Raw genomic sequence first — 24,420 nt, 5'->3', positions numbered from 1 at the left:
CTTTTTGGCAGTAGACCTTTAGGTGACAAATATGATAACCAAGTTACCAAAGTGGATATTGTGGGGTGGGGCAGTATTGGCATTTAGCGCTGGCTGCGTGAATACAACCGCATTGATGGGATTTGCCAATTTATCGGTCTCGCATGTCACTGGCAACGTTAGCTTGTTTGCAGCAGCTATCGCTTACTCAGATTCTCATAGTATTTTGTATATCGGTGCGCTACTATTGTCTTTTTTGTCAGGGGCAATATTAAGCGGTTTTGTCATTGGACAGACATCCTTAACACTAGGCCGTCGTTACGGGCGTGCGCTATATTTTGAAGCAGCATTACTAATAGCTGCCTACTGGTTATATCAGCAGCATGATTATCTCGGACAATTGGCAGCAGCGATGGCCTGCGGATTACAAAACGCGATGGTAGCCACTTATAGTGGAGCAGTTATTCGCACAACTCATTTGTCAGGACTGACATCCGATATGGGTGCAGCAATCGGTAACTGGCTTGCGGGTCGCTCCATTAGTAAGCCGACATTGGGCTTTCAGGCTGTTATTTGGTATTGCTTCTGCGGTGGCAGTACAGTGGGGGCTTTTTTGTTTGCCAAAGTTGGCTATGATGCGTTGCTTGTACCCATCGCAATCGTTCTAACAGCAGCATTTATATATAACTATGTCTCCAATCACTTGCCAGAACAAAGAGAAACCAAACTAAGAAAGCGCTCATCATCATGACAAGCGCTTCTTATTTTTGCTGTTAATACTAGATAACTGGCTTTATCTGCCGTTCTGCCATCTTTTATTTTGCGCCTTCTTCTTGATGATCTTCATGCTCATGCATACCTTGCATCATATCTAGCGCTGAGTCGTCAGTACGCTGTTGATCTTCTTTGGCCAGACTATCTTGATTAATGTCTTTTGGCGCCATTTTTGTGGTTGCATCGGTTTTATTTGCATCTGTCATAGTGTCATTCCTCTTGTTTTTATTGATGATTATCTATCTAACCCTAAGATTATGTGGTATCGGTTTTTACTTGTATAGCCCCAAATGATGAATGTTTGAATGCTTTATGTAATTTTTATCAACCAAGGCGTCCATACAAAGCAGTGAGAACAGAGCAGTGAGAACAAAGCAGTGAGAGAGCTACTATTGAAAAATCTCACAAAGTCGAGAGGTGATTATCATTAACGAATCAAACAGATATCCTAAAAAAACAAAATTAATCAAAATGTATTCATATATAAGTTATTCTGATATGATATTTTCGCGCGTAATGTTCGCTATATGAATATCATGATGTCTTATAATAAGTGTGTGTTGCAATAACTTTGACTTCATACTCACTTTGGATGCGATAAGGATAATTTATGTCAGAGAAAAAGCTGGATAGCCATATTCCTGATGATGGTAACGAGTATTTATTTACGGATACATTCCCAAAGGGAACGGGAAAAGGATTGATCGTGGTCGCCATTGCGGCAATCATTAGTCTTATTATTTACAGTGTATTGCCATTTGAGGTCAGTGCTAACAAAGGGCTAGCAATGCTGTTTTTTATCGGCGTGCTATGGCTCACTGAAGCGATACACGTCACAATCACTGCGATCTTGGTGGTTGTGGTTGGGACATTAATTGGCATTCCTGATTTTAATGCTGAAGTCGGTCTGCAAAGCTTTGCCAGTCCCATTATTTATCTCTTCTTTGGTGGTTTTGCCTTGGCGGCCGCGTTACATGTACAAAAGCTTGATAGAAAGATTGCGCTAAAAATTCTTTCGTTATCAGGTGGTAAGCTAAGTACCGCTGTACTATTGATTTTTGGCGTGACTGCGTTTTTGTCAATGTGGATCTCAAATACGGCGACAACGGCAATGATGCTACCGCTTGCCCTCGGTATTTTGACGCAAGTCGATAGTAAAGAAGATCGCGGTACATTTGTGTTTGTACTGCTCGGTATTGCGTATTCAGCAAGTCTCGGTGGTTTGGGTACGATTGTCGGCTCGCCACCAAATGCGATCGCCGCAAAAGCCTTGGATATTGCGTTTGTTGATTGGATGAAATTTGGTATTCCAATGATGCTGATACTATTACCAGTATTGTTGGGTGCGATGTATTTGTATCTAAAGCCGAACCTGAACCGCACGATGACCCTACAGCAAGATGAAACTATTCATTGGACCAAGCCGCGCGTGCTGACGATTATTGTCTTTATTGTGGCAGCGGTGAGCTGGATACTCTCTAAGCAAATTGGTGCTGCAGTTGGTATCGAAGATACAGATGCCGTTGTTGCATTGCTTGCAGCAGTGGCGGTCGTGAGTTTGGGTCTGGTGTCTTGGAAACAAGTATCAGACAACACAGATTGGGGTGTATTGATGCTGTTTGGTGGCGGTATTGCGCTATCGAATATCCTAAAAGTTTCAGGTGCGTCATTAGTACTGGGTGAGACGGTTGCTAATGGCTTACAAACCGCGCCACTATTGGTTGTGATGCTTGCAATCTCAGCCTTCATTATTTTCTTAACAGAGTTTGCATCAAACACGGCATCAGCTGCGCTCTTAGTTCCTGTATTTGCGGCAATTGCCGAGCATATGGGTATACCGAGCGAAGTCTTAGTACTTATTATTGGTATCGGTGCGTCCTGTGCCTTTATGCTACCAGTTGCGACGCCGCCAAACGCTATCGTGTTTGGTACCGGTTTGATCAAACAAACAGAGATGGTACGTACAGGTGTCATCCTTAATATTATCTCTACTGTTATCGTTGGGTGTTGGGCGTATTTCTTCCTACTATAAGTCTAACGAACCATTAGCATTACCATGATAAATAAAACCTGATGTCCCAATATTAATGAGGCATCAGGTTTTTATTTTTTATACTCTCTTAATTTATAACATCATAACTTATGGGGATAATAGACATTATGACGACATTCAATAATAAAAATTGCATTACAATCGCTGCTATTTCAGATATTCATAGTAATGTCTTCGCGCTTGACGCTGTGCTTGCTGATATCAAAAAGCGCGATGTCAATCAAATCGTCAATCTTGGTGATATTTTATATGGGCCGATAGCGCCTAAGGCGACCTATGAATTACTAATGACCCATCGAGATGATATTGTTACCATTCGGGGTAATCAAGATAGGCAGATTTATGAGGCGCTGAATTTATCAACCATGGCAGAAATCGCTGATAATCCAACGATGGATTTTATTGTGAAAGATTTACCTAAAGACGCGATTGAATGGATGCGCGCTTTACCGTTTGATTGTCATTTAAGTGAGGATGTTTATCTTTGTCATGGGACGCCAACTGATGACATGGTATATTTGCTTGAAGATATCGCAACAGGCGTACCGACAGTACGTAGCGACTCGAACATCTTGTCATTATTAAATGGTATAGCCAGCCCTGTCATTATCTGTGGACATACGCATATTCCGCGCACGGTGACACTATCATCAGGGCAAATGGTTATTAATAGTGGCAGTGTGGGTTATCCCGCCTACGAAGATAATTTGCCCATTCTTCATAAGATGCAAACGTATTCGCCTCATGCCAGCTACGCGCTTATAACCTGTATAGAAACGGCGCAAGGTAAATGCTGGCAGACTGAGCATATTAAGGTCGCTTATGATCATGAAGCAGCAGCAGAACTGGCGCTCAAAAATGGACGTAGAGATTGGGCATTTGCTTTAAAAACAGGGCGGGTATTGTAATAAGACGCGCTCGATATTATGTTCAATTAAAATTAGCTACAATGAAAAATTTATAAGGACTGCGTTACATGTTAACTTTATATATGGCTCAACTTGGTGGCCGTCCCAAAGGTCGCCTGATTGAACAGCATGACATCTTTTTTGGTGTGGCCAATCACGTCAGCGAGCTGGTAGAGGATATCAATCAGCATTGGCCAGAAGTCAAAAACAAATGGCACATTGATTCGTATCGAGCGATTACTAAAGTTGATGGCTATGCGATCAAACTGGTTAAATCAAGTGAGCAGGTAAGCAAAGATGCTAACTTAAAGCTGTTTTTTATAAATTTGGGCGGCTATCAGCAGGGAAGTTTTGAAGAGTTTCATTATAAGCTTCTGATCGTTGCCGCCAGTCAAGCCGAGGCCATTAAGCAAGCCAAACAAAGCGAGTTTTATAAACAGTTCACTTTTAAAGATGACGTATCGCCGTTCGACGCCGCTTCACATATTGATGATAAGTTTGAGGTCGATATAGATGATATCTATAACGTGAATGATCTGCTCTCAAATGCTCAGCTGTTGATTGAGCCTATCGTTGATGCAGGCGGTGTCGATATCAAAGAAGATAAAGAATACGTGGGTTATCTGAGTATTAAAAATCTAAGGAAATTATCCTAATATGTCATTAGATATGTATTATAAAAGTGGTCTAATCCGCAAAGCGCGATGTCAGATATCTGATGATATGCTGCCCATCCTTTATCAGATTCACGATAACGCAAAATTTCCACGATTAACGTGGTTAATTGACAATATTTATGAAAACCCGCAGATTCGTCCTGACGTAGCGAAAGAGTTAGTTAATGAGATGTTAGGGTTTGAAAAATTGATACTGTCACTACATCTTCCTTTTCCTAGGCTGGCACTGCAAAAAATGCATACCTTTTTTGTGGGAGCTGCGACTCACCAACAGGTTATTTATACTGTTAGTAATTAGTTTTCTCATTTAGACCATTTCTATGCCTTTAATGATGTGAAATTTAATATTTATGGTCTAAGTGTGTCTTGATTTAATACTGATTATTAGATAGAGGCATTATCGTCCTCATAGCCATAGAAAAAACTTCAGCTTTGCAACTAAGCATCATACAAGCATCATAACTACCTTGAATCACCCTGCATTTGCCTCCATAATCTAACCACTTATACATAATAAATAGCCTAAGCAAATATGTCTGATACTTTTGAAAATACCAGTCTAAAAACATCTACCGTAGATGAAACTAACAGTGCAAAGCGACCAGTAAAATTACTGAGTGATTTACCAGTTCTTGCTAAAGACAGCTATTACTTAAGCCGTCTTGAAAGAGAGCTGGCACGTGCTGCTGTATCTAAAGATAAAAAATCTAATAATAGTTCTGAGCAAAAGAACAATCTAGATGATGTACTTGCCAAGAAACGTGCTCAGTACGAGAAAATAAAGACACGTTCTCAAGAAGCCGTGCAGGCACGTATCGATAGCATCCCAAGTGACTTACCTGCCAAATTAAATCTTGACCTGCCTGTTAGTCAACGCGCAGAAGATCTGGTACAAGCGATCATTGATAATCAGGTCATTATCGTGGCGGGTGAGACAGGTTCGGGTAAAACCACACAGTTGCCTAAGCTCGCCATGCTGGCAGGACGCGGTATTACTGGACAGATAGGGCACACGCAGCCAAGACGACTGGCCGCGCGCAGCGTCGCAAATCGTATTGCTGAAGAGCTGGGTGAGCCTTTGGGTAATACGGTTAGTTTTAAGATTCGCTTTAATGAGCAAGGCTCAGCGCAATCTGTAGTCAAGCTGATGACCGATGGCATCTTGCTTGCTGAGCTTGGTCACGATCGTTTTTTGAGTAAATACGATACGATTATTATCGATGAGGCGCATGAGCGTAGTTTGAACATCGATTTTATTATGGGTTATCTCAAAAAAATGCTACCCAAGCGCCCAGATTTAAAAGTCATTATCACTTCAGCGACCCTCGATACCACGCGCTTTAGTGAGTACTTTAGTCATTATGATGCCAAGCTAAAACGACAAGTTCCTGCACCTATCTTTAATGTTGAAGGGCGTAGTTTTCCAGTAGAAGTTCGTTATCGTCCGCTGACCGATGAGCCAGTAAACAGCTCAGAAGATGACAGCTATGATGATTTTGAAGAGAACCTGCCGCGTGCGGTGGTTGCTGCTGTCGAGGAATGTTTTAGCGACGCGCAAAATAAAGGCCATGCCGATCAGGCTGATATCTTGATATTTGCCGCGACCGAGGCGGAAATTCGTGAAATGCAAGAAGTGCTTGAGCGCCATGGTCCACGTCATACCGAAGTGTTGCCACTGTTTGCACGGCAGACGTATGAAGAGCAGCAGCGTATCTTTCAGCCATCAGGTCGAGGTCGACGTATTGTCATTGCGACCAACGTTGCTGAGACTGCGTTGACTGTACCGGGTATTCGCTATGTGATTGACTTAGGATTTGCGCGGATTTCGCGTTACTCGTATCGCTCACGTGTACAGCGCTTACCGATTGAGGCGATTTCGCAAGCGGCTGCCAACCAACGTAAAGGTCGTTGTGGCCGTGTAGCGCCAGGTGTCTGCATTCGCCTATATTCTGAGGAGGACTTCAACGGTCGTCCTGAATTTACTGAGCCTGAGATTCTACGTACCAATTTGGCATCTGTGATATTGCAGATGGCAAACTTGCGCTTGGGTAGTGTCGATGACTTTGATTTTATCGAGCCACCTGATAGTAGGTTAGTCACAGATGGTCATAAGTTGCTTGATGAGCTGGGGGCAATCACTTCCAAAAAGGACATCGCTGCTCAGGATAAAACCAATAAGCCAAAACGTCAAAAAGGACTCGATCACCTGCGCTTGACAGCGACTGGTCAGAAAATGGCACGTATGCCAATCGATCCACGGCTGGCACGTATGCTGGTTGCTGGTTCTGACTTTGATTGTATTCGTGAAATGCTGATTGTGGTGGCTGCGCTTGCGGTACAAGATCCACGTGAGCGCCCTGCCAACAAGCGTACGCAAGCGGATCAAAAGCATGCGGTCTTCCGTCAAGATGATTCAGATTTCTTGTTTTACTTAAGTCTATGGAAGGCACTGTTTGAAAAAGACGAAGACGGCAATAAACTGTCTGGTAATCAGCGTAAGCAGTTTGCGAAAAAGAACTATCTGAGCTTCCCGCGTGTTCGTGAATGGCATCAAACGCATCGTCAATTGCTACAAATGGTGACAGATCTTAAGCTGATAGATACCAGTGATGCACAAGCATCCGATAAAAATTTCGCTAAGAATGACCCGACTGCAATCGAAGACGAAGCGTTAAAAGCGGTCAAATACGCCAATTTGCACCGAGCGTTATTAACAGGATTATTGTCCATCATTGCGCATAAGACTGAAAGCCGCGGTGAGTATTTGGCGGCGCGTCAGCAAAAAGCCAAAATATTCCCAGCCAGTACCGTGTTCAAACAGATTCCGCCTTGGGTAATGGCGTTTGAGATGGTCGAAACCTCGCAAGTCTTTATGCGTACCGTTGCCAAAATTGAACCCGAGTGGATCATCTCAGCAGCAGGCGACCTGCTCAAATATCATTACTTTGAACCGCATTGGTCCAAAAAGACAGGACGTGTCAAAGCATACGCGCAGATTAGCTTGTTTGGCTTGATCATCATTAGCAAGCAGCTGACCAATTATGAGCAAGTAAACTTGGTCGAGTCGCGAGAGATTTTCATTCGTGATGGGTTAGTGACTGGTAACTTCGGTCGTAATGCGCCATTTTTACAGCACAATATGGACAAGATTGCCCATGTTGAGCGTATCGAAGATAAGCTACGCCGCCGTGATCTATTGGTTGATGAAGAAACGCTATATCAGTTCTATGACAAAAAGATTCCTGAACACGTCGCCAGCCGCAAAACGTTTGAAGACTGGCGCGCAGAAGTAGAAAAAAACGATGCTAAGTATCTGTTTTTTACCGATGAAGACGTACTTACTAGCCAAGCACCGACCACGGGCGATTTCCCAGAAGTATGGAAGCTGGGTGATCTAAAACTGCCACTGCGTTACGTCTTTGATCCAGCAAGTGATGATGATGGCGTGACCATACGCGTACCGCTTGCTGCATTACCACAGCTCGACGCCATTGAGCTACTATGGGGTGTACCTGGTTGGCGCTACGAGCTGGTATTGCAGTTGCTCAAATCATTGCCAAAAGATATCCGTCGTCAGATCGTCCCGATACCTGATACCGCAGATAATTTGTTTGATGAGTTGCAGCAGCAAGGTGGACAAGGGCTGTTAAAACAGCTGTGCCAAGCGCTCAATCGCCGCGGTATTATGTCGGTGACGCCAGAGAGCTTTAGCCCTTCCACGATTGATCGTTATCTGCAGCCACAAATTTGTGTGGTCGATGACAAAAACCGCATTATCGAAAAAGGTCGTGATCTACAAACGCTACAGATTCGTCATGCCTCTGAGACCAGTCAAGCGGTGAATGAGCAACAAGGCGCGCATACTGAATTCCCTGAGCATTTTGCCTTTAGCAAAAATCATCATAGTGCAGGCGTGGTTATGAAGCAGTTTGCGGCGCTCGTGGCTGATGAAGCAGGCGAAGCGGTATCGATCCATCAGTACACCGATGTCAATGCCGCACTACAAGCGCATCGTATCGGCGTATTAACCTTGATCAAAGGGAAGCTTGGCGCAAAGAAAAAACAGCTCACCAGTCAAGTGGATAAAATATTCAAACTGGCATTTGCACCGCTTGGTGATATGGAAAAGCTAAAAACAATCGTCATTGATGCTACATTGGATGCTACGCTTGAAGAGCATTATGTGTTATTTGATCATACCGAGAGCCTGCCTGAGAGCGCTGACGATATCGCAGTTGGATTGAGCGAGGAGTTACCGTTTACACCTGAGGAGTATGCACAGACGCTAGAAGTTGTGTTAAATAACTTCTTATTGACCGGTCAAAGCGTCATAAAAACGCTGAAAAATGTTTATACGCGCTGGCAGCGTATTCGCCAGAGTCTGTTGATGTTAGACCGCGAGATATTTGGGGAATCTATCGATGATATCGAAGATCAATTAGAAGATTTGTATTTGGCTGATTTTGTTTACCGCATGGATTATAGCCATTGGCAGCAGTATCCACGTTATCTTGAGGCACTAGAGATTCGCTTAGAGCGTCTTGAGCATAATTTGGATGCCGACCTCGACGGTGTCTACGCGCTTGACTTGCATATGGAGCGGTTAGCAGGGCGTGCGGACAAAGAAGCCATTAGCGAATATCGCTGGATGGTGGAGGAGTATCGTATCCAGCTATTTGCTCAGCCGATGAAAACTCGTGTGGCAGTTTCGCCCAAGCGTCTTAGTAAAATGTGGGATAAGGTGGGCTAGAACTAAAAGTTTCTTTGAATGTTAAGGCCGGATCAGCAATTGCTAATCCGGCCTTTTATTTAAGTAGGTTTTAATGACTCATCTTTTCTGTGAGCACACCCATACTATAAAGCATGAACGCAATCACTGTCAGTGCTACGATAAATGGTGTCAGTATCCAAATCACCACGTTAATCAGAATTGACGGCAGCAATCCATTAAATAGATCGAGATCTGGGGTAAAAAAATCTATCATCACATCCACTGCACGCTTGGCAATGGGGAAGAGTAGAGTGCTGAGGGCCAGCATATATATATATTTGCTAAAGCCTGGGTCACTCATGACGACCATAAAATAGAACACTGAAAAAAAAGTGATACCTAGCGCCCAGCATTTGAGAGTGTAGCTTAAACGAATCATGTCATTTCCTCCCCAAGCTTTTCGATAAACATACGTAAAAAAAACTACGCTATATATCCAATATTTTGAATATATATTATATGTTATAATACGAATATATTGGTGAGTCAACTGTTTTTTATTCGAATAACAAATCTCTTTTAGCTAAAAAATAAGAAAGTATAGAGATACCTTGAGTAGATATTTGCCTTAAAATCTATTTATAGTCAATCCTCTATAAAATAGTGACAGCGTTAACCTCACTTGAAGTATCACATATACATCTGCGCTTGGTTGCCTTGTATCTCTTTTAAACTGAATCAACTATATCAGTGGATATCTCGATACTCAGATGAGCTCTTGTATCACAAGAGGTTAGCGCTAGAAAGGGTTAGAAGAATAGTTAATCAATAATCTGTAGTAATAGATAAATGATCAATTCATTGAATCGTTCTGTAAGTACGCTATAGGGATAGTTTGCTCTAAAGGCGTCACCCACCTCACGTTGATAAGTGCTTGAAGTTGACCAAGGTAAGCGAGGTAGGCCTGACATTGAGTCTGTTATGCCAAAATCGATAAGTCCTAGAGTTACCATCACAATGATAATAAAATCCTGCCGCTATAGGTATCAATGGTGAGACAGTTATCACATCAGCTCACTGCTCGGACTGACTCCAAACAGCCGCTTGTATTCTCGGCTAAATTGACTGGGGCTTTCATAGCCAACTTGCATGGCTATTTGCGATATTTGTGCTCCTTGCCCATGTATTTTAATCAATCGTTTTGCTTCCATCAATCTTAAGCTTTTTTGATACTGTAGTGGACTCAACTGGGTGATTTCTTTGAAGTGCTGGTGAAACCCTGAGACACTCATGCCGCATCTACTGGCTAGACCCTCTACCATAATAGGCTCATTTAAATGCGACTTGATCCAGTCAGTGGCTTGGGCAATACGGTGTGTATGGCTACCATCAACGACCAACTTTCTAAGCTTGTTACCTTGCTCCGCTGAGAGTAGTCGATAATATATTTCTTGTTGAATCAGTGACGCCAAAAATTCAATATCGTTTGGATAATCAAGCAAGCGTATCAATCGATCAAATGCCGCCATTATCGCCTCATCTAACGGCCACTTTATGCCTAAGTGACCATTTGCTGTGGGTGTTTTAGAGGGTATTTGCGCCAATATCTCTCTAATCATGGCGAGATTTAATTTCATAGATAAAACGATGACAGGATTCACTACTGAGGCATGTTTTATGTGCATGCTCAGCGGAATATTGACAGGACAAAACATCAAGTGGCTATTACTGAATCTTTGGCAGTCTGCTCCTAAATAAATCTCACGCTCACCTTGCAAGACAATACAAATGCTTGGCTCTTGGATATAGCTAACAGCTTTGCTTGGTCTATCGGCACAGTAAAAGAATAGCCCTGCGACAGCAGATTCGAGGGTTTGATTCCTAGGCAGTATATTAAGAAGTCGGTCTATGGTTTCTTGATTCATGAGGATAGCTTGTTTTTTAAGACTGACTGATAGTATAAAAATTGGGGCTGTAGTAGATAAGGATTAAATATCACACCATTTTCTCAGGAATTTTAGCTGATTAGATGGTGAACCATAGTTAAATCTAAACTCGCACTCTTTTAAAAACAAATGGAAGTTTTTCTTATTAATCCCATTATACTTTCTGAGTGTTCGTTTAGACTGATTCCAGAAGTTCTCAATGCCATTGATGTGATTGTTTTTATCGCAAGTGAACTCTATAGAGTGATTGACTCTGAAATGTTTAAACTCGCTCACATCCAGTGCATTGTAACTTCGATAGCTATCCGTATAAACAAAGCTGTCAGGCTTGATTTTACGCTTAATAACAGGCATTAGAGTAGTCTGTTTGGTGTCTGCTACGACAATGGTATACACCTTACCGTTTCGTTTTAGAATACCAAATACAGCGGTTTTACCAGCAGCCCCGCGACCTCTTTTGCCTTTGCGTACACCGCCAAAGTAACTTTCATCTAATTCGACCTCACCATCAAAAAGCTCATCAGCTTCTAATGAGAGATGGTAATCTATCACAAGTCTTATTTTATGATAAAAAAGTGCAGCAGTATTAGGCTGAATATCAAGCAAATCTGCGGCTGTTCTAGCAGTCACTTCAGCTGTGAAAAACTCTAACAGCCTTCGCTGTACTTTTTTACTTAGTTTACAACGGGTTATCTTCATAAAAGTAGTCTAGCATAGTGCTTATCTACTACAGCCCCTAAAAATTTATAGAATTAGGCAAGAGTTATAGAGGTCTGTTCTAACGGATAACTGCCAGCGATTCTATAATAGTCTTATCGCAACAGCGTAAGCACAACCTCTAATAACATCAATAAGGAAGCATAAATTATGAAAATATTCTATAAAACTCGTGCAACAGCAACTGGTGGACGTTCTGGTCATACTGGACTAGACGATGGTTCATTAGGTTTTGATTTGGTGTCTTTTCAAGAACAAGATAAAGAAGGTGTGAATCCAGAGCAGCTTTTTGCTATGGGTTATGCCGCTTGTTTTGATAGCGCTTTGAGCATGGTTGCGCAGCAAATGAAATTGCCTGTCACCGCTTCTAAAACTTCTGCGCAAGTTGGCATCGGTATGAAAGCAGATGGTAGCTACAACTTGGATATAGAATTGCATGTCGAAGTATCAGGTATTGATGAAGCGCAAGCACAACAGTTGATCGAAGCCACACATCAGGTGTGCCCATATTCTAATGCCACTCGTGGCAATGTAGATGCCCGCTTAGAAGTTACCGTTATCTAAAGGCTTTTAGCTTTGCTTTTACTGGTAGCAAGCGAATCATTAACTCAATATGATAGCTTACACAAAACCGCCCCGATTTTTATAAATCAGGGCGGTTTTATACTATCTGGTAAAATAGAATAGATTGATAGCGCGAACTTTTTGTCATTAGCCGAGCTAGTGATAGAGCATCATAAGTAATATCCTCACTAAGGCGTGTCCCTAGTTCAAGCATTTATCACTAAATAAGCTAAAAATGGCTCAATCTTTGACAAATAGCTGGTCAATATCTCGATATTGTCTGCACTATTTTCCTTATTTGTCTGCGATTTATCTCATTTTTATCACTATTTTTAAAATAGTGACACGCCCTAGGCTGGCACTTTTTTATTTAACGTAAACACTAAGACTGCGCCTAAAATAACTGCACTGGCAATGATAAATGGTAACGTTAGCTGCTCAGATAAAAATATCACGCCTAGTACAGCCGCAATCACAGGCACACACAGCTGAACGATCGCCGCTTGTGTGGTTTTTAACAATGGCATCGCCGTATACCAAATACTGTAACCCAGCCCTGATGCGATCGCTCCTGACGCACAGGCGAGCAATATCCCTTCGCTCGTAATACTTTCTAAGCTGATGTTTTTTAAACCTATTTCATCCAGATACATTAGGCCCACCAGTAACAATATCGGAACGGCTACCAAACTCCGCACAAAGTTAAACCCTGTCGCTCGTAGCGGTGAGATGCATGATTTACCGCGTATGCTGTATACTCCCCAAGCCGCACCGCTCAGTGCCATCAATGCGGCAGCGTTGGGTGATGGAACGGCCGCTGATGGCAACATCAAATACACAAATCCTGCGACTGCGACGATAAATGCCAGCCACTGTACAGCACTAAGCTGTTCTTTTTTGTAGATACCCCAGCCAATCATCGTAATCTGAACGGCCGAAGACAAAATTAAAGCACCTGTACCAGTATTAAGCTCTACATAGGCAATCGAAAAACATAACGCATAAATGACCAAGCTGACACTACTAAGCCAACTGCCTTTGTCATTTAAGATAGCATCAATAGAAGGCTTGTCAGAGGCGAGTACTTGACGCTGTAGTTTGTAGGCGTGAATCGTCATAATAAACACTAAGCAAACAGCCGCACTGAGCAGACGAATGACCGTAAAACTCCAAGCATCTATATAACCTGCTGCTAGGGCCATCCGGCAAAACAGGGAGTTTGCGGCAAATGCGATCAACGCAATAATAGTATAAACAGTGGCTTTCAAAAATTATTCCTATAATGAATAAATGGCACAAAACAGGCAAACATAGGATTTTAGTTGTAGGTCGTGGGATACGCTGCTATAACGATCGATTGTTTCTAGCGAAAATAATAGATTGATAACTAATTAATTAATACAATCCATAGTTGTCTCACAAGACAGGATATTTTGTCGTACTTGTGGCAAAAAATCTCTCTTAAATGAGAATAACGATAGTTGTATTGACGATAAGGTCTGAAAATAGGGATGATGTGCTTCGCATCAAACGAACTATTAGAACATCATTCATTAAACACAACACATCAGATAAATAAATTGGAAATGAGAATATGGATTGGGCAAGTATTTTTATTCATGACACAACTTGGTCGTTTGCCGTTGAAATCTTAATACGTGTCACCGTCATGTTTGTATTAATTATCACGTTCTTGCGCTTCACCGGCAAGCGCGGCGTTCGTCAGCTTTCTATCTTTGAGTTGACCATTATCCTATCACTTGGCTCTATCGCGGGTGACCCTATGTTTACTGAGGATTTGCCGATTATTCAAGCCGTACTAATCATGGGTACGGTCATTTCACTTTATAGGCTTTGTACTTGGGCGATGATGAAATTCCAACCTTTTGAAGACTTATTGGAAGGCAAGTCACTTTATATCGTAGAAGATAGCATGCTGGTACTAGATAAAATTAAGAAAGGCAAAATGTCTCACGATGAGTTTTTTGCTGAAATGCGTCAACAGGGCATTGAGCATTTGGGTCAAGTGCGCATCGGTTTGCTTGAGACAGACGGCAACTTTAGTATTTTATTGCATTCCTCTGAAAATACAGTTTACGGCATGCCGCTGTTTCCTAAGCAATATCAAGCTGTTGAGCAAGTAGAGATAGGGGCTCATTACGCCTGCATGTATTGTGGTTATGTCGAGCAAATATTAGAAGCTGATAAATGCTGCCCGCGCTGTGAGGATGATTGCAATAATTGGGCTAAAGCGTTAAACAATCAGATAGTCAAGTAGCGTAACGACTAGGCTAATATAACGATAAGGGGCTGTAGTAGATAAGGATTAAATATCACACCATTTTCTCAGGAATTTTAGCTGATTAGATGGTGAACCATAGTTAAATCTAAACTCACATTCTTTTAAAAATAAATGGAAGTTCTTCTTATCGATTCCATTATACTTTCTGAGTGTTCGTTTAGACTGATTCCAGAAGTTCTCAATGCCATTGATGTGATTGTTTTTACCGCAAGTGAACTCTTTAGAGTGATTGACTCTGAAATGTTTGAATTCGCTCACATCTAATGCATTGTAACTTCGGTAACTGTCCGTATAAACAAAGCTGTCAGGCTTGATTTTACGCTTAATAACAGGCATTAGAGTAGTCTGTTTGGTGTCTGCTACGACAATGGTATAAACCTTACCATTTCGTTTTAGGATACCAAACACGGCTGTTTTACCAGCAGCTCCGCGACCTCTTTTGCCTTTGCGTACGCCGCCAAAGTAACTTTCATCTAATTCGACTTCGCCATCAAAAAGCTCATCAGCTTGTAATGAGAGATGATGATCTATCACAAGTCTTATTTTATGATAAAAAAGTGCAGCACTGTTAGGCTGAATATCAAGCAAATCTGCGGCTGTTCTAGCAGTCACTTCAGCTGTGAAAAACTCTAACAGCCTTCGCTGTACTTTTTTACTGAGTTTACAATGGGTTATCTTCATAAAAGTAGTCTAGCATAGTGCTTATCTACTACAGCCCCAACGATAATGCTGCCTTATCAACTAAGTTAAGGCAGCATTAATTCAAACTATTATCAGTTTATGTGACTTTTTTCATACAGCGCTTGGCTTATGTGACTTTGTACCAGTCAAGTTTACGAGTCATCACCATGACACAGGCAAGTACCATAAAGCAGAATATCGCGCCCAGTAATAGATTGAGATCTTCTGTACTTAAAATGCCGAAAAAGGCAGCATATAGTCCAGCAAGTGGTAGCAATAGGACATAAAAAACAATTTGGTTAATAGTGTTTTTTGCATGTTGGCGCCTCCTAAATGTCTTGAATCCAACGCTGCTGATACAGTTGGCTGCGGCGTTAATAGACATCATAGAGAGGAGGTAGCGAGAAAATATGCAAGGAAGATGAATAGTATGTGGAAAACGATTCTAGGGACTACCGAGATGAGCGAGCTGCGCGATTACTTGCCGGACACGTTCTTTTCTATCGCCACTAATACGCACAAAAGGTTTTTGATGCTTGCTTAATTGACTGGCAAAATAGGCGCTTATCTCATCACGTTGGTACGGACTGTCTCGCAGGTCATCAGCCACCCAGGGTATATCAACCTCAGTCAATAGTATCAAATCATAATGATGCGCCAATGCTGCTTGCTCAAGAGCGGTGGGGCAGTTACCATAATACCAATGAGAGTAGACCATTAGCTCAAACAGACTGGTATCACAAAACAAATAGCGGTTTTCATTAGACGTTTGGGTGACTTGTTTGGCCAGTTTGTTCTCTAACGCAATCTGACCTTGTGCGATAGGTAGCAGGTCATCCCATGTACAAGTAAGCTGCTCATCATCCCACTTCGCTTGCAAGTAAGTGCGCATATATTCTGACACCCACAGACTATCGAAATGCGCTGCCAAATCACGGCATAGGGTTGTTTTCCCCGTACTTTCTGCGCCCAAAACTGCGACAGTAATGACAGATTCAGGCGTATGCTGTTCGAGGTTGTACACGGTAGCGTCGTTGCCATTCATAATAGGCCCAGATTGCAATGAGAGTGAAGACTACATATTGTAGCGCGGTAAAAGTAAAGCCTTTATAAAAGTATAGTGGTACTGATATCGCATCAGCAATGATCCATAGTATCCAATGCTCAATTTTGCGCCGTGCCATGAGCCACATTGCCATCAGGAACAAAGCTGTAGTGAGCATGTCGGTATAGTCCACCCAAGTGAATAAATGCACACCAAGAACGGCACCATCAAAACTAAAGCCGTTATTAATCACCGGACGGAAATAGTATATCAGCGCCACAAAAGACATGGTTGCTATTGCCAAAGCAGACAAGATAGGTACATCGCCTGCATGCAAATGCTCAATACGGACATTGTTTGACTCATGAGTCTCTATAGGCTGATTCTTTTTGTTCTTTGACCAGTTAATCCAACCATATAAACTCATCACCGTATAGTAAGCATTGATGAACATATCGCCAAACAGCTGCCATTTCCATAGTAAATATACAAATATCGCCGTGCTGATTAAGCCAATTGGAAAGACTAAGATATTGGTTCTGCTGGCAAGCAAGACACTTGCCACACCAAAAAACACGGCAATCAACTCTAAGACGATAAATGTCGTGGAGTAATCCGCATATTGACCAAATAACCAAGTAAGAAGTTCTGCCATTAGTATTCCTAAAGATGAGCGTGTATCGATGTGTTTGGGTGGTTACACAGAGCAAAATGGCGCTAATTATAACGTAGCTATCAAAGAATGACGTGAGTCTTTGCTTATTTATCGCCAGAAACAGATTATTTGTAACAAAGTATTAGAAAAATTATAATATTCAGGCATAATAAACACACTGATTTTAAGTTTACAGTTATTCACTGAATTTGAATGGCTATTATTTTTCCACTTTTATGCTTATTCCAAGCACCACAGTAGTAGACAAGGAAGCGTATCATGACGACTTGTATCACAGGCACTGGTCTTTATATCCCACCTTACAGCATTAGTAACGAAGAGCTAGTTGAGTCATTTAACCAGTATGTTGAAAACTATAATACCGAACATGCTGAAGAGATAGCTGCAGAGACAATGACGGCACTTGAGCCTTCTTCAGCTGCTTTCATCGAAAAAGTATCTGGTATCAAATCACGTTATGTGATGGAAAAAGACGGTATTTTAGACCCTGAAATCATGGCACCAGTCATTGCCTATCGTAACTTAGGTGAAGAGCTGTCTGTGATGGCAGAAATGGGCGCGGCTGCGTTAAAAGACGCATTGGCTGATGCTGGACTTGAGGCCAACGATCTAGATGGTATCATCCTTGCTTGCTCAAACTTCCAGCGCACTTATCCTGCGGTTGCTATTGAAATCCAAAATGCCATTGGTATGGTTGGCGGCTTCGCTTATGATATGAACGTCGCCTGTAGTGCGGCAACGTTTGGTTTATCGCAAGCGCATGGTTCTATTGTTTCTGGTCTTGCCAAACGTGTGGCTGTGGTCAATGTCGAGATTACCTCCGCGCATCTAAACTGGCGCAATCGTGACAGCCACTTTATTTTTGGTGATGTAGCAACGGCGACTATTGTTGAAGAATTAGACACGCCAAAGGGTTATGAGATTCTAAACGCTAAGCTATTTACTCAGTTTTCGACCAACATCAAAAACGAATATGGCTTTATGGATCGCTCAGAGTATCTAGCCGCGCAAACGGAGATGTATCCAGATATCAAAGCCCCAGTTACTGATAAACTGTTTTTGCAAAATGGTCGCAAAGTATTCCGTGAAGTTTGTCCAAAGGTGTCTGAGGTTATCACTGAACACCTACAAGAAAATGATATACCGACCTCTGATGTTAAGATGATGTGGCTACACCAAGCCAATGCCAATATGCTAGATTTGATTTTACGCACTGTCATCGGTAAAGATGCTGACAAATCAATCGCACCAAGCGTCATTGCTGAATTTGCTAATACCAGCTCAGCCAGCCCTATGATTGTATTCCATCGCTATAAAGATGAGCTAGCGTCAGGTGATCTAGGTGTTATTTGCTCATTTGGTGCCGGTTACTCTATTGGCTCAGTATTGGTTCGTAAAGTCTAACGTCTCAATACGCACCTTTTATCGATAAAAATAGCTAAGAGTCTTCTTAGCTATTTTTTTGTCTACTAATCTTGGTATCAGAACCAAGTATCTTTATTTAAGAATAAGTAGAGATATTTGAGAGTATAGTGACAAGATTGCTGCGAATATTGAGAAGAATGCTTAGAGGTTTTAATTTACCCCAAAAAATTTGCTATAATCACGAGCTTATTCCTCTTATCCAATTAAAAGTCCTTTTATGAAAGAATCCTTACGCCTGCGTTTAGACCAGATGGTAGACCGTTATGAAGAGGTCACCGCCTTGTTATCAGATCCTAGTGTCATCAGTGATAATAATAAATTTCGCGAATTGTCTGTCGAGCATAGCGACTTGATGGACATCACGACCTTATGGCAGAACTATCTGAATGCAGAAACGGATCAGGCCGACGCTGAGGCGATGCTAGCTGACGCGACAGATCCTGACATGAAAGAGATGATGCTCGACGAAATTGAGACAGCCCGTGATACCATTGTAGAGATGGAAGAAGCGCTTAATGTCATGATGCTACCAAAAGATCCTAACGATAAGGTGCCAGCATTCTTGGAGATTCGTGCTGGGACGGGCGGTGATGAAGCAGCGATTTTCTCTGGTGATTTGTTCCGTATGTATCAAAAATACGCGCAAACCCAGGGCTGGACTGTTGAAGTTCTATCCGCAAACGAAGGTGAACACGGCGGTTATAAAGAAATCATCACTCGCGTATCGGGTAATAGCGTCTATGGACGTTTAAAGTTTGAATCTGGCGCTCACCGTGTACAGCGTGTGCCAGAGACAGAAAGCCAAGGTCGCGTGCATACGTCAGCTTGTACGGTTGCGGTCATGCCAGAAGTTGAAATTGATGATACGGTAGACATCAATCCTGCAGATATTAAGATGGATACTTTTCGCTCAAGCGGCGCGGGTGGTCAGCACGTCAACACCACTGATTCAGCCGTACGTTTGACGCATATTCCGACGGGTACTGTGGTAGAGTGTCAGCAAGAGCGTAGTCAGCACAAAAACCGTGCACATGCGATGAAAATGCTGGTCTCTAAAATCCAGCAAGCCAAAGTACAAGCGCAGGTCGATGTAGCGGACTCTATACGCCGTGATTTGGTCGGTAGTGGCGACCGCTCAGAGCGTATTCGTACCTATAATTTTCCACAAGGCCGTATGACCGATCATCGTATCAACCTTACCTTATACAAGCTTGATTCTATCATGGAAGGTGACTTGGATGAGATTCTTGATGCACTGTTACGTGAGCATCAGGCTGACTTGATGGCTAGCATCGGCGGCGAGATGTAAGCCATAGCGGTGAACTATGCGAGTGAGGTTAAGAAGGGGTATAGCGATTAGCGTTGCTATATTCCCAAATTGGGAATATAATTGGATGCTATATACTAAGTCATATGAGAGTTATTGCCAAAAGCAGTTTACGTAAATTCTGGGAACAGCCTAACAATGATGATGCAAAAGGTCAGCTAGAAGCTTGGCATGATTTTGCACTAAAAGCCAGTTGGCAATCACCGCAAGATATCAAAAACGATTTTAAGAATGCGAGTATTTGCGCTAATAATAGAGTCGTTTTTAATATTGCAGGCAATAAATACCGATTGGTGGTTGAGATGCAGTATCAGGCTGGTATTGCTTGGGTCAAGTTCATCGGTACTCATAGTGAATACGATAAAATTGATGTGGAGGTTGTCAATGAATATTAAACCAATTCGTAATGATCAAGATCTAGCACATGCATTTGCTCAGCTACAAGCTGTGTTTCAAGCTGATGAGGGTACACCTGAGGCTGATGAGCGCGAAGTGCTAGTAACCTTAATTGAAGCTTACGAAAACAAATATTATCCTATCGAACATGCCGAAGCTGTCGATGCTATTATTTTTCAGATGGAAAATCTAAATTTAAGTAGAAAGGATTTGACACCTTATTTGGGATCGGCAAGTAAAGTATCTGAAGTATTAAATCGTAAACGCCGATTGAGTTTGCCAATGATAAGAAAACTACATGAAGGGCTGCACATTCCTTATGAAAGTCTTATTCACTAGGTCTCCTCTATTTGAGATACTATTGTTTTGAGTATCAAATATTAACTAAAGATAGTTTACGGCTATCGTATTATGAGAGTTTTATGTCAAGAAATAACCAAGACCAAACCCAAGCGCCAGAAGACACCAATGAACTGATCGCGCAACTTCAAGCCAAGCTAGATGATATCACTGCCTCAGATAAACAGCCGTACCCAAACACCTTTAAACGCACCCATTATGCAAAAGATTTGCAGACGGCTTTTGATGGTGTGTCAAAACAAGAAATTGAAGAAAAAGCGGCGAATGGTGACAAAACACAGGTCAATGTGGCGGGCCGTGTCATGTTAAACCGTGGCTCATTCATCGTTATCCAAGACATGACAGGTCGCATCCAATTATATGTGGCACGTAAAGAGCTTGATGAGGAGACGCGTGCAAGCATCAAATCTTTGGATTTGGGTGATATTGTTGGTGTGTCAGGCTATATTGGTCGCTCGGGTAAAGGCGATTTATATGTGCATATTGAAGAGATTACGCTGTTGACTAAGACCCTACGTCCGATGCCAAATAAGTTCCATGGCCTAGCAGATGTAGAAGCGCGCTATCGCAACCGTCATCTTGATTTGATGACCAATGAGACGACTCGCGATACCTTTATGGTTCGTAGCCAGATTATCAGCGGTATTCGTCAGTTTATGCTGAATGAGCGTTTTATGGAAGTTGAAACGCCAATGATGCATCCCATTCCAGGTGGCGCGGTGGCTCGTCCATTTGAGACACATCATAATGCTTTGGATATGCCATTATACTTGCGTATCGCGCCTGAGCTTTATCTCAAGCGTTTGGTCGTTGGAGGGTTTGAGCGAGTATTTGAGATTAACCGTAGCTTCCGTAACGAAGGGGTCTCAACCCGACACAACCCTGAATTTACCATGATTGAGTTTTATCAAGCCTATGCTGATTATCATGATTTGATGGACTTGACTGAGCGCATGTTTAATCAGCTAGCGATAGATGTCTTGGGTACGACAGAGATTACCTATCAAGAAGAAACCATCAGCCTAAAAGCGCCATTTGCTCGTCTATCCATGTCTGACGCCATTGCAAAATATGCCAAAGACTTTGATATGTCACGTATCGACGATCGTGACTATCTGGCACAATACGCCTCAGTGACCCTTAAACAGCAGGTCAAAGAGGTGTTCGGTGTGGGCAAGCTCAAGACCATCATCTTCGAAGAAACGGCTGAGCACCAATTACGTCAACCAACGTTTATTACTGAATATCCAGCTGAAACCTCACCATTGGCACGTCGTAATGATGACAATCCTGAGATTACCGATCGTTTTGAGTTGTTTATTGGTGGTCGCGAGTTGGCGAATGGTTTTAGCGAGCTCAATGATCCAGCGGATCAAGCTGAGCGCTTCCGTGGTCAGGTTGCCGAAAAAGATGCAGGCGATGATGAAGCGATGCACTTTGATGAAGAATATATCGAAGCATTGTCTTATGGTCTACCGCCAACCGCTGGTGAAGGTATTGGTATCGACCGCCTTGTGATGCTATTTACTGACTCTGCCAGTATCCGTGATGTGATTTTATTCCCACACATGCGCCGCAAAAATGATTAATGAGTCGTTAAACAAAGTCGCTTATTAAGCGCGGCTGAGTCATAATCAAATCAGCAAGAAGCCAGACGAATGCGCTGGCTTTTTGCTATAATGAATACCGAAAAATCGTATTAAAAATAAGAATATTAATTACTTGGCACAATGGATAGCTATGTCGCAGCAATATCAAGTTTTAGCTCGCAAATATCGACCCAAAAACTTTCATGAGTTGATTGGGCAGACGCATGTCTCGCAAGCGCTGATTAATGCGATTGATTATAATCGCTTGCATCATGCGTATCTGTTTACTGGTACCCGAGGTGTGGGTAAGACGACGATTGCGCGTATTTTATCTAAATGCTTGAACTGCGATACGGGTATTACTAGCACGCCGTGCGGTGTTTGTGATAATTGTGTGGCGATTGATCAGGGACGTTTTATTGATCTTATTGAGATTGATGCCGCCTCTCGTACCAAGGTCGAGGACACGCGTGAGCTGCTTGACAATGTGCCTTATGCGCCAAGCCAAGGGCGATATAAGGTGTACCTCATTGATGAGGTGCATATGCTGTCGACCCACAGCTTCAATGCACTCCTCAAAACGTTAGAAGAGCCACCCGAGCATGTGAAGTTTTTGCTAGCGACCACTGATCCACAAAAATTACCGATTACGATTATTTCGCGCTGCTTGCAGTTCGTATTGCGTCCATTACCACAAACATTACTTAGCGAGCATTTAGCAAATATTTTGGCCAAGGAGCAGGTTGGGTATGCTCAGCCTGCCATTTGGCAACTGGCAAGTGCGGCTAAAGGCTCTGTGCGTGATGCATTGTCACTGACAGACCAGGCCATTGCATTTGGTCAAGGGTCACTTGATGATGCCACTGTCAATGCGATGCTTGGTCTTATTGACTCTGCCGACTTGGTACGATTGATCACAGATATTTATAACCATGACAAAACCGCTGTTGCCGCGCATATTGAGCAAATGCGTGCACAGATGGTCGATGCAACGAGTATGTTTGATGGGCTTGCTGAGCTATTACATCAATTGGCATTGACCCAGTTATTGCCTGAAGTTGCACTCAATGTCAATGAGGCGCAAGCCAAAAACATCTATACACTTGCCCAGCATATTAGCCCTGATGTGCTACAGCTATACTATGAAATTGTTATACAAGCACGTGAAGGCGTCAAGATTGCTAGTACGCCGATGCAAGCGCTTGAGATGTGCATTTTGCGATTACTGGCGTTTCGTCCATTACCAGTCGATGAAGTATTGAGTAACACTTATGATAGTGAGGTTCCTTCTACAGAAGCGACAACTATAGAGCCGACTACTTCGATGCCGCCTTCAAGTGCTATTACGCATGAAGCGTCAGCGCCATTACAGCCTTACGATATTGACTATCAAGTGCAAAGTCATAATGAGTTACAAAGCCCCATTTATGATGACAGCTTCAGCATAGATGACTCTATTGGACAAAATGATAGCGTAGCACACTCAGCTACTAGCTCTGAGCCAATTGTTGAGCCTGAGCCAATTGTTGAGCCTGAGCCAATTGTTGAGCCTGAGCCAATTGTTGAGCCTGAGCCAATTGTTGAGCCTGAGCCAATTGTTGAGCCTGAGCCAATTGTTGAGCCTGAGCCAATTGTTGAGCCTGAGCCAATTGTTGAGCCTGACGCAAATGATTCTCAGTTAGCAGTACCATCAGATGAAGATCCTCGTACTTTATTACGCTGCGCCCCTCAAGAGCTGACAGGGGAGTGGAACTCGGAAAAATGGGATTACTGGTTACAAATTGCTCGTGAAGACAACGTACTGGCACAGGACGAGCTGGCACTTGCCCGTCAAGGTACGATGATAGGTCAATGTAATGGTAGTGCCACTTTTTTGACTAGTGTCGATAGTAGACATTTACAAGCGACTTTCCAGCAATTAGCTGCTAAGCTGCAGCAACAGTTCACAAGTGCAGAGATTGATTTAAAAATTGATAGTAGTATTATGCAAAGCGATGACAAAACACCAGAGCGTCGCCAGCAAAAACGTCTGGAGCAAGCCAAAACGGTTGCTGAGATGAGGTTGCGACATACACCCGTCATGCAGTATTTGACTGAGCGCGGTGAAGGAAAAATGGGTAAGGTACAGCTATATTAAGTTTCAAAAAAAGCTGTTATTAGGGCGTGTTGAACGTTCGACCATGGCACTGACAGCGACTATTTTTTAGGCGATTCGATGTTAAAAATAATAAGTTTAGTCATTCTAAGCGCTTATTTTTAACGATGAAGCGGCAAAAAAGAGTCCTGTCCC

Annotated in this window: 23 protein-coding genes; 14 read left to right on the top strand and 9 right to left on the bottom strand. The window is 42.6% G+C overall.

Annotated elements, in window-relative coordinates; genetic code table 11:
- Nucleotides 1-31: 31 nt before the first annotated feature.
- Nucleotides 32-730 (top strand): YoaK family protein, encoded by a 699-nt coding sequence (locus BTW00_RS11155; protein WP_075107467.1) that lies wholly within the window; start codon nucleotides 32-34, stop codon nucleotides 728-730.
- Between the two features lie 64 nt (nucleotides 731-794).
- Here the strand turns inward: BTW00_RS11155 and BTW00_RS14085 are convergent, their stop codons facing one another.
- Nucleotides 795-959, bottom strand: a complete 165-nt coding sequence (locus BTW00_RS14085; RefSeq protein WP_167669405.1) for a hypothetical protein — start codon at nucleotides 957-959, stop codon at nucleotides 795-797.
- Nucleotides 960-1,363: 404 nt separating this feature from the next.
- Between BTW00_RS14085 and BTW00_RS11150 the strand changes: the two genes are divergently transcribed.
- The 5 genes from BTW00_RS11150 (at nucleotide 1,364) to hrpA (ending at nucleotide 9,141) form a co-directional block, all read left to right on the top strand.
- On the top strand, nucleotides 1,364-2,785 hold the full coding sequence (locus BTW00_RS11150; RefSeq protein WP_075107466.1) for a DASS family sodium-coupled anion symporter: 1,422 nt from the start codon (nucleotides 1,364-1,366) through the stop codon (nucleotides 2,783-2,785).
- Between the two features lie 128 nt (nucleotides 2,786-2,913).
- Nucleotides 2,914-3,714, top strand: coding sequence for a metallophosphoesterase (locus BTW00_RS11145; protein ID WP_178379294.1), 801 nt, complete (start codon nucleotides 2,914-2,916; stop codon nucleotides 3,712-3,714).
- A 68-nt stretch (nucleotides 3,715-3,782) separates the two neighbouring features.
- Nucleotides 3,783-4,370, top strand: coding sequence for a DUF1543 domain-containing protein (locus tag BTW00_RS11140; protein WP_075107465.1), 588 nt, complete (start codon nucleotides 3,783-3,785; stop codon nucleotides 4,368-4,370).
- Nucleotide 4,371: 1 nt separating this feature from the next.
- On the top strand, nucleotides 4,372-4,689 hold the full coding sequence (locus tag BTW00_RS11135; protein WP_075107464.1) for a hypothetical protein: 318 nt from the start codon (nucleotides 4,372-4,374) through the stop codon (nucleotides 4,687-4,689).
- Between the two features lie 234 nt (nucleotides 4,690-4,923).
- Nucleotides 4,924-9,141 carry an ATP-dependent RNA helicase HrpA gene (gene hrpA, locus BTW00_RS11130; RefSeq protein WP_075107463.1) on the top strand — a complete coding sequence of 1,406 codons (4,218 nt, stop codon included), beginning with the start codon at nucleotides 4,924-4,926 and terminating at the stop codon, nucleotides 9,139-9,141.
- A gap of 70 nt (nucleotides 9,142-9,211) precedes the next feature.
- Here the strand turns inward: hrpA and BTW00_RS11125 are convergent, their stop codons facing one another.
- The 3 genes from BTW00_RS11125 to BTW00_RS11115 all read right to left on the bottom strand — a co-directional run bounded on the left by BTW00_RS11125 (nucleotide 9,212) and on the right by BTW00_RS11115 (nucleotide 11,747).
- Complete coding sequence (locus BTW00_RS11125; protein ID WP_058024686.1) at nucleotides 9,212-9,541, bottom strand: hypothetical protein; 330 nt, start codon at nucleotides 9,539-9,541, stop codon at nucleotides 9,212-9,214.
- A 625-nt stretch (nucleotides 9,542-10,166) separates the two neighbouring features.
- Nucleotides 10,167-11,027, bottom strand: a complete 861-nt coding sequence (locus BTW00_RS11120; protein WP_075107462.1) for an AraC family transcriptional regulator — start codon at nucleotides 11,025-11,027, stop codon at nucleotides 10,167-10,169.
- Between the two features lie 63 nt (nucleotides 11,028-11,090).
- Entirely contained in the window at nucleotides 11,091-11,747 is a 657-nt protein-coding gene (locus BTW00_RS11115) for an IS1595 family transposase (protein ID WP_075105864.1), read from the bottom strand.
- 168 nt (nucleotides 11,748-11,915) lie between these two features.
- Here BTW00_RS11115 and BTW00_RS11110 point away from each other — a divergent pair, with 168 nt between their 5' ends.
- Nucleotides 11,916-12,329, top strand: coding sequence for an organic hydroperoxide resistance protein (locus BTW00_RS11110; RefSeq protein WP_058024690.1), 414 nt, complete (start codon nucleotides 11,916-11,918; stop codon nucleotides 12,327-12,329).
- Nucleotides 12,330-12,679: 350 nt separating this feature from the next.
- Here BTW00_RS11110 and BTW00_RS11105 read toward each other — a convergent pair whose 3' ends face one another.
- Nucleotides 12,680-13,597, bottom strand: coding sequence for a DMT family transporter (locus BTW00_RS11105; RefSeq protein WP_075107461.1), 918 nt, complete (start codon nucleotides 13,595-13,597; stop codon nucleotides 12,680-12,682).
- 326 nt (nucleotides 13,598-13,923) lie between these two features.
- Here BTW00_RS11105 and BTW00_RS11100 point away from each other — a divergent pair, with 326 nt between their 5' ends.
- Nucleotides 13,924-14,607 carry a DUF421 domain-containing protein gene (locus BTW00_RS11100; RefSeq protein WP_075107460.1) on the top strand — a complete coding sequence of 228 codons (684 nt, stop codon included), beginning with the start codon at nucleotides 13,924-13,926 and terminating at the stop codon, nucleotides 14,605-14,607.
- Nucleotides 14,608-14,655: 48 nt separating this feature from the next.
- Here BTW00_RS11100 and BTW00_RS11095 read toward each other — a convergent pair whose 3' ends face one another.
- From BTW00_RS11095 to pnuC, 4 genes are all read right to left on the bottom strand, one after another.
- Complete coding sequence (locus BTW00_RS11095; protein ID WP_075107459.1) at nucleotides 14,656-15,312, bottom strand: IS1595 family transposase; 657 nt, start codon at nucleotides 15,310-15,312, stop codon at nucleotides 14,656-14,658.
- Between the two features lie 127 nt (nucleotides 15,313-15,439).
- Nucleotides 15,440-15,697 carry an inner membrane CreD family protein gene (locus tag BTW00_RS14305; RefSeq protein WP_371915071.1) on the bottom strand — a complete coding sequence of 86 codons (258 nt, stop codon included), beginning with the start codon at nucleotides 15,695-15,697 and terminating at the stop codon, nucleotides 15,440-15,442.
- 60 nt (nucleotides 15,698-15,757) lie between these two features.
- Complete coding sequence (locus tag BTW00_RS11085) at nucleotides 15,758-16,336, bottom strand: AAA family ATPase (protein ID WP_256714059.1); 579 nt, start codon at nucleotides 16,334-16,336, stop codon at nucleotides 15,758-15,760.
- Complete coding sequence (gene pnuC / locus BTW00_RS11080) at nucleotides 16,308-17,012, bottom strand: nicotinamide riboside transporter PnuC (RefSeq protein ID WP_075107456.1); 705 nt, start codon at nucleotides 17,010-17,012, stop codon at nucleotides 16,308-16,310. Before pnuC ends, BTW00_RS11085 begins: the two co-directional genes overlap by 29 nt.
- A gap of 279 nt (nucleotides 17,013-17,291) precedes the next feature.
- On the opposite strand from pnuC, the gene BTW00_RS11075 reads away from it, so the two are divergent.
- The 6 genes from BTW00_RS11075 to dnaX all read left to right on the top strand — a co-directional run bounded on the left by BTW00_RS11075 (nucleotide 17,292) and on the right by dnaX (nucleotide 24,267).
- Nucleotides 17,292-18,437 (top strand): beta-ketoacyl-ACP synthase III, encoded by a 1,146-nt coding sequence (locus BTW00_RS11075; RefSeq protein ID WP_075107455.1) that lies wholly within the window; start codon nucleotides 17,292-17,294, stop codon nucleotides 18,435-18,437.
- A gap of 238 nt (nucleotides 18,438-18,675) precedes the next feature.
- Nucleotides 18,676-19,767 (top strand): peptide chain release factor 1, encoded by a 1,092-nt coding sequence (gene prfA / locus BTW00_RS11070; protein WP_058024705.1) that lies wholly within the window; start codon nucleotides 18,676-18,678, stop codon nucleotides 19,765-19,767.
- Nucleotides 19,768-19,871: 104 nt separating this feature from the next.
- Nucleotides 19,872-20,180, top strand: a complete 309-nt coding sequence (locus BTW00_RS11065; RefSeq protein ID WP_058024706.1) for a type II toxin-antitoxin system HigB family toxin — start codon at nucleotides 19,872-19,874, stop codon at nucleotides 20,178-20,180.
- A complete protein-coding gene (locus BTW00_RS11060) occupies nucleotides 20,170-20,520 on the top strand; it encodes a type II toxin-antitoxin system HigA family antitoxin (RefSeq protein ID WP_071001597.1) in 351 nt (116 codons plus the stop codon). Before BTW00_RS11065 ends, BTW00_RS11060 begins: the two co-directional genes overlap by 11 nt.
- A gap of 83 nt (nucleotides 20,521-20,603) precedes the next feature.
- On the top strand, nucleotides 20,604-22,130 hold the full coding sequence (gene lysS, locus BTW00_RS11055; protein WP_075107454.1) for a lysine--tRNA ligase: 1,527 nt from the start codon (nucleotides 20,604-20,606) through the stop codon (nucleotides 22,128-22,130).
- A gap of 151 nt (nucleotides 22,131-22,281) precedes the next feature.
- Entirely contained in the window at nucleotides 22,282-24,267 is a 1,986-nt protein-coding gene (gene dnaX, locus BTW00_RS11050) for a DNA polymerase III subunit gamma/tau (RefSeq protein WP_075107453.1), read from the top strand.
- Nucleotides 24,268-24,420: the final 153 nt, after the last annotated feature.

It is taken from the genome of Psychrobacter sp. C 20.9, assembly GCF_001921765.1.
In the GTDB taxonomy this organism is placed as follows: Bacteria; Pseudomonadota; Gammaproteobacteria; order Pseudomonadales; family Moraxellaceae; genus Psychrobacter; species Psychrobacter piscatorii_B.
Note: the sequence above shows the minus strand (reverse complement) of the source record. Positions and strands in the feature narration are given on the sequence as shown.